The following is a 12,650-nucleotide window of genomic DNA, read 5'->3' as shown; positions in this document are numbered from 1 at the left end:
TTAATTAGTAAGTCGCACTATTCACTATTGACTATTCACCTTTCACCAGTGAATAGTCAATAGTGAATAGTGAAAGGTGATACAGCGCGATTGAATTTAATCTTGCTCATAATGTAACAATAAAAAAGGATCGATAAACCTCACTTTTATCAATCCTTTTTCTTTATAATTTCTGATTTGAATTTCTTAAGGCCTGTGTTTAATTAGTAAGTCGCACTATTCACTATTGACTATTCACCTTTCACCAGTGAATAGTCAATAGTGAATAGTGAAAGGTGATACAGCGCGATTGAATTTAGGCTCGCTAATAGCGCATAAAAAAAGGATCGACAAAAGTGAGATTTTACCGATCCTTTTTATTTATAATTTCTGACTTGAATTTCTTAAGGCCTGTGTTTATTAGTAAGCCGCACCTTTCACTATTCACCATTCACTATTGACTTGATTCACTATTGACCTAATTCACCACCAAATATTCCCCCGTTTTCGTTATCGATATCAATGGCAGTTTTTTCTCCTTTTCAAAAAAGTCGTATACCTCTTTCAGTTTAACCGAGAATTTTTGTAAATCCGGATCATCTTTGGCTGCCTTAGCGAGATACTCCGCACTTTTTGAATTACTAAAGCGGATAGGGAAAATATGAACGGGTATATAATCCTGTCCATTATTTTTTGCGCTGGCAGCTAAGATATACAGCTCTTCAATATAGGCATCCTGGATAGGAATACAACCAACAGTAACGCAACTGCCGTGGATGTAAATGTCTCCTCCTGGTTTCTGCGTATCGCTTAATATTCTGTCTGACGCATTGGGATAATTTAACCCAAGACTTAGATGATAAGTGCTTTTGGGATTAAACTGGTTGATGTAGTAAAAACCTTCCGGAACCTGGTAGTCGCCTTCAAATCTTTTTGGACCTAACGCACCAGCCATTGCGCACACCCTGTAAGTCTTGAATAATTTAAATTGTTCGGAATTATTGCCACGTACCCAAACCTCCAGTTGCCCGTCATATTTAAAAGAACGGATATATATCTGTTTTGCGGGCCATTGAAGTCCCTGAGCCTGAAATTGCTTGCGTAGTGTATCCTCTTTGAAACGCACAGCCTGCGCAACACGGGGATATGTACGCTGAAAATCTAAAAATGAAGATTGGGAAAAGGCGGCAGAGGTCAACAAACTAAATAAAACCACCCAGCTAAACTGCTTCATACTCCGAAAATATTCAAATTACCTTTAAAAGTTAAGAGTGTGCAAGTTAAAAGTTCCTGAACTATTTTTTTCCACAAAAGTTAATTTAATATGTATGTGACTTATATTAAGGAGTAAGTCTTAAGTTTTAAGCTTAAAGCCCAAAGCCTAAAACCGGAGTTCCAGGAATAATCAAATACCATAAAACTTTTCTAGGTGATATTGATTAGTTGGAAATTTTGAGCCGGTGTACAAAGCTTTGGGCTTTAAGCTTTAGGCTTTAAGCTTTCCGCTTTATCTTCGCCGCTAACTGAAATTATATGAAGAAAATCGGAATATTAGGTGGTGGCCAGTTAGGCAGAATGCTATTACAGGCAGCAGCAAATTATGTCGTTGAAACATATGTACTGGAAAATGATGAAAATTGTCCTGCAGCTCATCTTTGTCATCACTTCACAAAAGGAAATATTACCGATTTTGATACGGTTTATAATTTCGGAAAAAATCTTGATGCAATAACCATTGAAATAGAAGCGGTTAATGTTGAAGCGCTGGAAAAGCTGGAACAGGAAGGCGTAAAAGTGTATCCGGCTCCTGCTGCTATCAAAATGATTAAAAATAAGGTTACCCAAAAGCAATTTTATAAAGATCATAACATCCTGTCACCTGAGTTTGTCATAACCCATAAGTTGGACGAGCTCAGCCAGCATACCAGTCTTTTACCCGCCGTTCATAAGATCGGACAGGGCGGATATGATGGTAAAGGCGTACAGGTGATCCGGACTGCGGATGATATTTCTAAAGGCTTTGATGCTCCGTCAGTACTTGAAAAGATGGTCGATATTCAAAAAGAGATTGCGCTTATCATTGCTGTTGCAAATAACGGAGACACAGCTATTTTCCCTCCTGCCGAAATGGTGTTCGATCCTGAACTGAATTTGCTTGATTACCAGATCAGTCCGGCAGATATCAGCGATGATATACTTCAACAAGCTTCGGCCATTGCCCGTCAATTGGCAAAAGCATTAAATACAGCAGGTCTCTTTGCGATAGAGATGTTTGTTGATCAAAATAACCAGGTACAGGTAAATGAAACCGCTCCAAGGGTACATAACAGCGGGCATCATACAATTGAAGCAAATTATTGCAGCCAGTATGATATGTTGTGGCGCATTATGCTGGATTATCCTCTTGGAGATACAACAGCCATTCAGAGATCTTCAATCGTTAATATACTGGGTGCAGAAGGTTTTTCCGGAGAGGCTGACTACACAGGCATGGATGAAGTATTAAAGATGAGTGGTGTGTTTGTCCACCTCTATGGAAAGACACAAACCAAGCCAGGACGAAAAATGGGCCATGTGACTATAATGCATGATGATAAAGATGAGTTGGTGCAGATGGCGAAGAAAATTAAGGAGACACTTGTGGTGAAGACAGTAAGATTGTAAGATCGTAAGACAGTAAGACATGTAAGATGGTAAGAGGTTAGAAAGAAAGAATGAAAGAGAGAGGAAGAACCTGAAAAGAATACAAACAAAAGATTTTTATTGAGTTGACAGCTTCGCTTCGATCAAGCTGAAAGCTGATAGCTAATAGCTGAGAGCTAAAAAAACATAGCACATGTCACAACAACAAGCCAACCTCGTTGGTATTATTATGGGAAGCGATAGTGATCTTCCTGTTATGCAGCAGGCCGCAGATGTTTTAAGAGAATTTGATATTCCTTTTGAACTGACTGTTGTTTCTGCACACCGCACACCCTTGCGAATGATTGAATATGCCCAATCTGCAAAAGAACGCGGCCTTAAGGTTATTATTGCCGGAGCTGGCGGAGCCGCGCACCTCCCTGGTATGGTGGCATCTGTTACAACATTGCCCGTTATAGGTGTTCCTATTAAATCATCTAACTCTATTGATGGATGGGATTCTGTTTTGTCTATCCTGCAAATGCCAAACGGCGTTCCTGTGGCTACGGTTGCATTGAATGCTGCCAAGAACGCGGGTTTGCTTGCTGCACAAATTATCGGTACACACGACGAGACTGTCGCAACCAGAATGAAAGTCTATAAAGAAGATATGAATAAAGCCGTCCTGAAAAAGGTAGACTTTCTTGCAAAAGAATGGCCGAATGGTTTTGATCAAAATAGTTGACAATTGAAAATTGACAGTTGAAAATTGAAAACGTGCAGAGCGCGAATGCAACTAACACACACATTGTCAATTTTCAACTGTCAATTTTCAATTATCTGAACCCTGCGTTTTAAAGTTTATAGATGATGAAAGTACATCTGCACATCTGCACATTTGCACATCTGCACATTATCAATTTTCAACTTTCAATTTTCAATTATCTTACTCCCGCGCTTTGAAGCTTGCTGATGATATAGCCAGCCAGGGCTTTGCCTTCAGCCACTCCGTTTTCTATTGCATCCCTGTAATGAATGCCACCGTAAAGCCTTGATATAGCAGCTTCTGCTGCAGCCTGTCTGAATGAAGCAAATGTTCTTGGCTTCAACTCAAACATGATCTCCGTATTATCTGTAAAAGAAAAATTATCACCCAAACAATAGGTAAGCACTTCCGCACATGCCGCCGATACCACACTGTGCCCACTGGGATATTCGGGAAAAGGTGGTGTTTGTAACAAGGGCTGCCAGTTAGCATCTATATACCTGTTAATATAGGTTTCAGGCCTTATCCGGTTACTCCGGTATTTTTCATCCCAGCAACTGATAAATGCATCCATTGCCGTCAGGGCGCCCACCGTTAGCAAAGTAATGTGGCGGTTAAACCCAACGCCGGCTTTTTCTGCTGCGATACTGATGATATTCATCCAATGCGCACCCGGACTAATTTTCTTAAACCCAAGCGACATATGCCCTGATGTACTTATTGCAAACGGGTTACAATCCCAGAATGCAGCTATTTCCTGTTGTTCAGGCTTTGCATTTACAGCTGCATCATAGACTTCTTTATTCAACAGATAAAAACCGCTTGCAGTATCCTTGCTAAATACAACCGGAGCCATTGGTTTAAACTGATCGCAAGAATCTATTATCATCGGTCGCACCGTTTTCCAGTTGGGTTCAACAGCCTCAATATAAGCAGGTGGTGTCGGATACCAAAAGCCATCACCTTTCAGCGGCGTATATCGCAGCAAGGCGCTTAACTTGTTATAATGATCCGTTGCTGAATACTTCACTACCTGACCTGCTACATCTTGTGCTACGCTGACTGATTGCTCAATTATTGCTTTTGCAACCTTTTTCTTTTTCAGAAAAGCAACAAGTGAATCTTCCTTTTCTTTCAGCATATATCCTGACGGAAGCATTTGCCGGCCTGTTTCCAGGATACAGTATACCGCAGCAATCTGCGGATCGTAACTAATGCGATTTTGATTAAGTTTAAAATCTTTGGGCCATGACCGGACAACTGATTCAAGCGGACGAAGCGAAGTATCATTTTGAGCTACAATTGTGTAAGCCCCCATCATGCAGTATGCAAAATATCGTGATGCAGCAGGAGGATTTACCACATCATGCATCATAACCATCGACAAAGAAAATACCGCAGGCTTTATTTGTTGCTCCAACCCCATCTTATTTATCTGTGCCGGAGCATTGCCTGCAAACATCAGAAATGGTACAAGAAAAATATATTTTATTTTCATGATTCAGCTGACAAACATGATGAATTATAAGTACGATTTACGAAGTACGAAGTACTTGTCTTTGAAAATGTTCCTTTTCTGCAAGTCTTTCATTAATCAACCTTAATCCGCTATCGTCCAGCTCATCTGCATTTGCATATTCGCACATCTCCTCATTCGCACATTTGCACATTTACTAATTCGCACATCTGCACATTCACACATTTCCTCACTTCCCAATCTTATAAGTCTGAAACACATCACCAGGCACTCCAACAATAACATGCCGCTGATCTTTAATCGTGATTATCCCCGCCGATTTTACATCACCTTTTATGCAAATACCCGCATCCGCCTGATTAATGCAAACAAAATTCCCTTTTCCATCACCCTGCAGCAGGCAGCCATAGTTGGCATCAATGCTGCCGAGCTTAAGCCGGTTATCAGTATGGTTACCGAATAACAGCAGATCCATTTTGCCATCGTTATTAAAATCATAAGGCAGAATGTTGCAGACCATTGAAAACTGCGCCTGAAGCGGCAATGGCACCTTTTCAAACTTATTGCCTTTATTCAGATAGACAACAGAGCGGCTTTCATTGGCAGTTAACTTACTTGCTGATACAAGTTCTTCCGGCGGAATAATATCTTTCATAGTTGCATCAGCATATGCTTTATAAGAAATGAATTTCTTACGCATAGAATACATCTGCTCATTCAGTTCATCCCTGCTTACAAACGGATAACTTTTACCCTGGATATAAAAGTTGAAAAACGGGTCTATTGAGCCGTTGTGATCAAAATCTGCATAATATAATTCCGCCGGCATTGAGTCGGATATATGGATCTGGGAGTTTAAGCCAAGGTTACCGGCTATGATATCATCCATACCATCTCTATTAACATCTGCAATGGCAATTGTATTCCAAAATCCTTTATCAGGCATGGAGAAGAATTCAGCGCTCTTATCGACAAAACCATTTGTCGTATTTAAAAAGATCATTACCGGCATCATTTCTCCACACAACACAAGATCTTTACGGCCGTCGCCATTGAGGTCTGTCCACTGTGCATCGGTGATCATGCCGGCCCGTTTAAAAGGCACATCTACTAACGAGAAAACACCTCTACCATTATTATTCAGCAAATAACTTTCAGGAGCTGCCGGATAGTTGCCCGGAATAACCCGGCCCCCAACAAAAAGATCTATGTCTCCATCATTATCATAATCGCAGGGCCGGACGCATGATTTACTGCTGGCTGTAACAACAGGCAATGCATTTAAAGCGAGGTAAAAATTTCCCTTTTTATCATTGATATATAGTTCATCCTGCAAGGCTTCAGAACCTGGCTGAAACAAAGAATACCCGCCTTTGGCAACATAGAGGTCTGCAAAGCCATCGCCGTTAGCGTCAAAAAAACAGGCAGCCGATGATGCAGAAGTTGCCTCATCTCCTATTTTAGATCCTCCAACTGGTTTAAAACTTCCGTTCGCTTGCTGCAAGTAAATTTTACCGGGTGTTGCTTTATCACCGCTTACAAACAGATCTTCCTTTCCATCGTTATTTACATCTCCGTGCGCAATAACCGGCCCCGTTTGCGAATACATAAACAACATAAGCAGTTGCCGTTTAAAGTCGTTCTCTGTAAACTCTTCGCGTTTATGATCAACCGGCGCAGGCGCTTTTGTGAATATTGCATTCGCCTTTTTATGAACAGAATAATCAAAGACGGGTAACCCTTTTTTATGTTCAATAACCAATTGCTGATTAACCTTTACATTGGAAACCAGCTGCGTTGTATTATCCGGCCATATAATTCTGATCGAATCAATTGTTGTTGCTTTTGAAAATCCGAAATGTGTATTTGTGCTGACTGAAGACAAATAGCCACGGGCAGGATTTACTTCAACATATTGCTGAAGACCACTCTCATAGGCATATATCTTGGCTCCAAACGCACTTGTATTAGCTGTATAGTCTTTTAGCCGGATATTCAAATAATCATCACCTCGTTCTTCATGCTGCATGTTTTGATATACAAAAGCTTCCTGGTTGATATTGTTTATAACCAGGTCCAGATCGCCGTCATTATCAAGATCTGCATAGACTGCACCACTTGAAACTGAAACATTATTCAGTCCCCACTCTTGCTGAACATTGCTGAATGTCAGATCCCTGTTATTTTTGAAAACATAATTTTCCAAAGCTGTTGAGGGCATCGATTTCACGAGGTCCATCAATTGCTCAGGTGCCCTTTCAATTGCCTTTTTTATTTTATAATCTCCCCAATATCTCAGAAAATCCTTATTGGTATAATCCCGTAAATAGCCGTTTGTAACCAGGAGGTCTTTATAGCCATCATTATCAAAATCCGCTAACAAAGGGCACCAGCTCCAGTCAGTAGCCGATATTCCGGCCAGCTGTCCAATTTCGCTGAATGTGTTATCACCATTGTTTAGCTGCAACATATTACGCATGTACTGGCTATTCAAACCCTGATCTTTCATCAATTGAAATGACTCGTAATTTTCCTGCAGCTGAAGCAATTTTTGACGACGATTATCAGGTGGCAACATATCCAGCGTTACTATATCGGGGAGCCCGTCATTGTTGTAATCTGCAATATCAACACCCATGGAAAACTGCGAAAGATGCCGGAAACAATCTTCAGCATCTTCTTTAAAAGTGCCATCATGATTGTTAATATATAGATAATCGGGCTCGTTGTAGTCATTGGTAACATATACATCCTGCCACCCGTCCTTGTTTACATCAGCTATCGCGATCCCCAATCCGAACGTCAGCGGGTACTGATAGATACCAGCTTTAGAAGACACATCTATAAAATGCCCGTTTCTATTTTCGTATAACCGGCTTCCTGCAAGCGGATCAGTTTGGTTACGGAACCTGGCCAGCTCCATGTTATCTATTTTTCTCACATTATGATTAAGCAGAAACATGTCCAGGTCGCCATCATTATCATAATCGAAAAAGGCAGCCTGCGTACTGTAGCCGGGATCATCCAATCCATATTGTTTTGCCTGTTCGGTGAATTTCAGATTGCCCTGATTAATAAAAAGTTGATTTCTGCGAAGATCTTCACTCACTTTTCCGGAGTAGCAAACATAAATATCCAGCAATCCGTCGCCATTGACGTCAGCCATTGTAGCGCCCGTTTTCCAGCCTTCACTCTTTCCTTCCATTTCCTTGCAGGCTTCCTTCGTAATATCCTTAAACTTCATGTTGCCAAGGTTGAGGTAAAGTTTATTTGGCTTCATGTTGGCGGTAAAAAACAGGTCTTCCAGGCCATCGTTATTTATATCCCCAACGGCAACGCCTCCTCCGTTATAAAAATATTCGTAGGCCATTACATTCAGACCTTCAGTTTCATTAATCTCGTTGCTAAATTTTATTCCGGTTTGCCTGGCAGCTAATAACTTAAATAGTTTTTGACTGTAGCTACCTGAAGAATAGCATATAAAAAGGCAGGTAAACAAAGCTGTGAGCAAGGTACTACGGCAGAAGTTTTCATATGCAACAGGGCGGACACATTTTTTCTCACGCATACTGGTTAGCTTTAGTCATACTATGAGGCTTTGAATGACCGGGTATGGTAAACTACTTGTTTACTAAAGCTAACAAATATTTGAATTCTTTGAAAGAGGAGATTTTGGGGTTCTCTAAAATTAAAAAACGGCTTCCCTGAAGCCGTTTTAGATAAATTCATTGCCGTCGTGCTTTAGCCGACGGATAGCGATTGATCTTAAGATCAAGGTTTTAGCCCCAAAAAGTGAAATGTGTGGCTAAAGCCATAATCCATGATCTAAATTATCCGTTCGCTAAAGCGAACGGCAATGAACACAATCGATTGTACTGACAATTTTACAACTGGATTTTAAACACAACAGCGTATTTGCCTGCCGGCGCTTTTTGCAAGGCTGCAGGCACGGTGATGCTAACCCCAGCCGCTGTTGTCTGTAATTTTGCTTTTGCTGACTTATTGCCTAAAATGCTCACTTTAGCGCTTTTAGACAGGCTGATATTTTTCAGATCAATCTGCGCAGGCAATGTCACATCTTCATTCTTTTCATCTGCCAGCACATACACATAAATATTCTTTTTATCCCTGGATTGCAGGTAAACAACATTACCATCTTCATAAGGTTCCAATGGTATAGTGTTGTAAACTGCTTCGCTGTTATTTTTCATCCAGGCACCAATATCCTTCAGCCTGCTGTAGGCTGTATCGCTCCAATCGCCCTGAGGTGATGGGCCAATATTCAGCAGGAAGTTGCCGCCACGTGAAATAATTCTCGCCAACAGATGAATAAGCTGATTGGAAGATTTGTAATGATCATTGGGCACATAACTCCATGAATTACCCATTGTAAGGCATGACTCCCACGGTGTTAACATCGCCTTTTTAGGAACGGTCTGCTCCGGCGTTACGTAATTTTCATATTCACCCTCAACAGTTCTGTCTACAATGAGTAAACCTGGTTGATATGTTCTTGCCATTGATGCAATTGAAGCCATATCTATATCCTGGTTGTAGGTGATTGCTTTTTGCCAGTCAACAGACTGATCAATGGATGAATACGGACGAACCCAACCACCATCAAGCCATAAAATATCCATTTTACCATACTCGCTCATTAGTTCTTTGATCTGATTGTATGTGTACTTTTTAAATGCGTTCCATTTTTCAGGATATTTCCTGGGATCGTAATTCACATTCCTGTCTTTTGGCGGAAAATACGGCCACCAATATTCAGGGCTGTGCCAGTCCGGCTTGGAGAAATAAGCACCGATCATAAAACCATCATTCCGGAAAGCGTTGAATACCTCTTTGGCAATGTTGCTTTTTGGATTGGAAGAAAACGGCGATTTACTTGAAGTTACTTTGTAGTCAGTTTCTTTTGTGTCGAACATGCAAAAGCCGTCATGATGTTTTGTTGTGAATATCACATATTTCATTCCCGCCTCTTTTGCTGCTGCAGACCATTTCTGCGGATTAAACTGAACAGGATTAAAAGTCGTTTGGAGGTTCTCATAAGCTTTTACATAACCGTTATATGTCTGGCTATACGGACCGCGCCTTTGTGTCCAGCCTTCGTCTTCGGGACAAATACTCCAGCTTTCCACAATACCCCATTCACTATAAGTTCCCCAATGCATTAACAAACCGAATTTGATATCCTGCCAATGCGCCAGTTTTTGTTGAACTAACGTATCAGAAGGATATATATATTTTGCGCTGGTATTGTGTTCCTGCGCCTGCCCCAGCATTGCTGCTGCTAAAAAGGCACCTGTGAGTAGCCGTTTCATCATGTTACGTTGTAAGTTTTACGTTATACGTTTTATGAGTAGTAGATTATAATGTTAGAAGTTAGACATGGTTTAAATATTCTGCGCTTTGATAAACGTACCATGTATAACTTAAAACGTATTACTACAAAAGATGCAAGATAACAATGTTTAACACTGCTATTTTTTGTTTTTACGCAATTCCTTATTGAATATTCACTTTCGCAAATGCGCACACCGTTTAACCATTGGAATTGTTGTTTCTTAGTTTCTACGTTTGTGTAAGTGGTATCCAAATTTTCCCCACACAACACCCGTCAGCTTACTGTTTTAATCTGTGTTCAAAAAGGCACGGAATTTTATTTATCATCAGTAGTATTAATAACTTCTAAACTTAACTTTTATGATTAACAAAGAAAATACTATTGAAGTGCTGAACGATCTGATAAAAATAAACAACGACAGAATAGCCGGGTATGAAAAGGCTTCAGAAAAGACTGATCTGATTGATGGCGATCTTCAAATATTATTTAACAGGATGATCAACGAAAGCAAGGGCTATGTGCAGGAACTTTCTTCACAAATAACCAGCCTGGGCGGCGATGTTGACAAAGGCACAACTTTTCCCGGAAAAATTTATCGTGCATGGATGGATGTAAAAAATACATTTGCGGGCCAGGATAGAAAAAGCATTCTGGAATCCTGCGAATATGGAGAGGATGCCGCACAGAAAGCATACAATGAGGCTATTGAGTCAGAATATCTTGATACTGATTTAAGAAGCATTATCATTAAACAAAAATCAGAATTGTTACAATCACATAATGTGATAAGAGGGTATAGAGATGCGGCGAGGATTCTATAGAAGGTGTCAGGTATCAGGTCAGGTCGGAGGTTTGAGGCTTGAGGTATTAGGTGTGAGGAAGATGGAATCAGGTTAAAATAGATACTTAAAAATTTGGAGTTAAAAAAGAGCGTGGAGATTTTCCGCGCTTTTTTTATTGAAGAAGGGAAGTCAAAATTCAAAAGTAAAAAGTAAAAAGGCTGTTCATTCGATTGAGCCGTTTACATATTATTTTCCAGCCTAAACATTCTGTTTTTTGTTTAAATGAGCGCGCATCCGGGCTACGTTTTTGACTTTTGAATTTTTATTTTTACTCTCACGCCTCAAACCTGATACCTGATACCTGATACCTTGAAACCTGATACCTCACACCTCCCCACCCCTACCCATTAATAATCTCTCCCCCATTCGGATGAAGCACCTGGCCGGTCATGTAGCTGCTATCATCGCTGGCGAGAAAAACATAACAACCTGCAACTTCCACAGGCTGCCCAGCCCTGGCCATAGGTACTTCCGAACCAAAGCTGGCGACATGTCCGGGATCAAATGTTGTCGGAATTAGCGGAGTCCAGATGGGGCCGGGCGCTACGCCATTGACACGCACACCCTTATCAACAAAATATGCACTCAGTGATCTTGTGAAAGTAACGATGGCTCCTTTCGTTGCTGAATAATCCAGCAAATGATTGCTGCCGCGATAAGCTGTAACAGAAGTAGTATTAATAATTGAGCTACCCTTTTTTAAATAAGGTTCAGCAGCCTGGCACATGTAAAACTGTGAGAATATATTCGTCTGGAATGTCGTTAGCAATTGCTTTTCGGTAATGGCGGACAGTTCTTTTTGAGGAAACTGAACCGCAGCATTATTGATAAGCACATCCAGTTTTTGAAAATGGCCGGTCACTTTCTCAATAACCTTTTTGCAATTAGCCGGAGAGGTGATATTTGCGCGTAAAATCAGGCATGCCCTGTCCTGGAGTTCTACTTCGCTTTTAGTGACTTTTGCATCTCTATCGTCTTCTTTATAAACAATGGCAATATCAGCCCCTTCCTGTGCGCAGGCCACTGCAACTGCGCGTCCTATCCCACTGTCTCCTCCGGTAATCAGGATCACTTTGCCCAATAACTTTTTATCCCGATTTTCCTTGTAATAAACCGGTTCCGGAGTCATTTTTTCCTCCTTGCCCTGTCTGCTTCTGATCTTTTGTTCCGGCCGCTGTTTTTTAGGTGGTTTTGCTTTTTGCATACAGGATAATTATAGTGATAATCTTATACCTTGAATAACAGTTGCTCATCTCTTCCTTCAACAGGTATCATTCGCATAATGTTATCATAACCGGCTTCATCTTCATGACTGCTGTAAGCGCCATAGGCATCCATACTCCAGCCGATTGTATGATCATCTGCTTCAATAACATATATTACAGACATATCAGACGGATCAGAAAAACCTTCAAACCTGTAGGTTTTAATAATTTTCAGCTGACTTGGTTTGTACAGTTTATCCTCTATAGCCAACCCGCCGGGTTTCCATCTGAATTCGTGATCATAACCATTTTTTCTTAACCGTTCAATAATCTGGACCGGTGTATTCATTTCTTCTGTGGAACTTTTCATGGTAATAGTTTATAGTTTCTTTTTCACAGCTATTAT

Annotated in this window: 9 protein-coding genes; 3 read left to right on the top strand and 6 right to left on the bottom strand. The window is 40.7% G+C overall.

Annotation, left to right across the window (positions count from 1 at the left end):
* Window positions 1-457 precede the first annotated feature (457 nt).
* A complete protein-coding gene (locus QTN47_RS17930; RefSeq protein WP_369330785.1) occupies window positions 458-1,213 on the bottom strand; it encodes a L,D-transpeptidase family protein in 756 nt (251 codons plus the stop codon).
* 299 nt (window positions 1,214-1,512) lie between these two features.
* On the opposite strand from QTN47_RS17930, the gene QTN47_RS17925 reads away from it, so the two are divergent.
* Both QTN47_RS17925 and purE read left to right on the top strand, forming a co-directional pair.
* Window positions 1,513-2,643 carry a 5-(carboxyamino)imidazole ribonucleotide synthase gene (locus QTN47_RS17925; protein ID WP_369330784.1) on the top strand — a complete coding sequence of 377 codons (1,131 nt, stop codon included), beginning with the start codon at window positions 1,513-1,515 and terminating at the stop codon, window positions 2,641-2,643.
* A gap of 172 nt (window positions 2,644-2,815) precedes the next feature.
* Window positions 2,816-3,346, top strand: a complete 531-nt coding sequence (gene purE, locus QTN47_RS17920; protein ID WP_369330783.1) for a 5-(carboxyamino)imidazole ribonucleotide mutase — start codon at window positions 2,816-2,818, stop codon at window positions 3,344-3,346.
* A 196-nt stretch (window positions 3,347-3,542) separates the two neighbouring features.
* On the opposite strand, the gene QTN47_RS17915 is transcribed toward purE, so the two are convergent.
* From QTN47_RS17915 to QTN47_RS17905, 3 genes are all read right to left on the bottom strand, one after another.
* The gene (locus QTN47_RS17915) at window positions 3,543-4,865 is read right to left on the bottom strand and encodes a vanadium-dependent haloperoxidase (RefSeq protein ID WP_369330782.1); all 1,323 of its coding nucleotides are present in this window, start codon (window positions 4,863-4,865) and stop codon (window positions 3,543-3,545) included.
* 208 nt (window positions 4,866-5,073) lie between these two features.
* Window positions 5,074-8,412, bottom strand: coding sequence for a VCBS repeat-containing protein (locus QTN47_RS17910; RefSeq protein ID WP_369330781.1), 3,339 nt, complete (start codon window positions 8,410-8,412; stop codon window positions 5,074-5,076).
* Between the two features lie 316 nt (window positions 8,413-8,728).
* Window positions 8,729-10,177, bottom strand: a complete 1,449-nt coding sequence (locus QTN47_RS17905; protein WP_369330780.1) for an alpha-L-fucosidase — start codon at window positions 10,175-10,177, stop codon at window positions 8,729-8,731.
* A 379-nt stretch (window positions 10,178-10,556) separates the two neighbouring features.
* On the opposite strand from QTN47_RS17905, the gene QTN47_RS17900 reads away from it, so the two are divergent.
* On the top strand, window positions 10,557-11,018 hold the full coding sequence (locus tag QTN47_RS17900; RefSeq protein WP_369330779.1) for a ferritin-like domain-containing protein: 462 nt from the start codon (window positions 10,557-10,559) through the stop codon (window positions 11,016-11,018).
* Window positions 11,019-11,379: 361 nt separating this feature from the next.
* Here the strand turns inward: QTN47_RS17900 and QTN47_RS17895 are convergent, their stop codons facing one another.
* Both QTN47_RS17895 and QTN47_RS17890 read right to left on the bottom strand, forming a co-directional pair.
* Entirely contained in the window at window positions 11,380-12,243 is an 864-nt protein-coding gene (locus QTN47_RS17895; RefSeq protein ID WP_369330778.1) for an SDR family oxidoreductase, read from the bottom strand.
* Window positions 12,244-12,266: 23 nt separating this feature from the next.
* Window positions 12,267-12,614, bottom strand: coding sequence for a hypothetical protein (locus QTN47_RS17890; RefSeq protein WP_369330777.1), 348 nt, complete (start codon window positions 12,612-12,614; stop codon window positions 12,267-12,269).
* Between the last annotated feature and the right edge of the window lie 36 nt (window positions 12,615-12,650).

Origin of the sequence: Danxiaibacter flavus (genome assembly GCF_041060425.1) — a bacterium.
GTDB lineage: Bacteria > Bacteroidota > Bacteroidia > Chitinophagales > Chitinophagaceae > Danxiaibacter > Danxiaibacter flavus.
The sequence above is the reverse complement of the archived record's forward strand: the minus strand, read 5'-3'. Positions and strand labels throughout refer to the sequence as shown.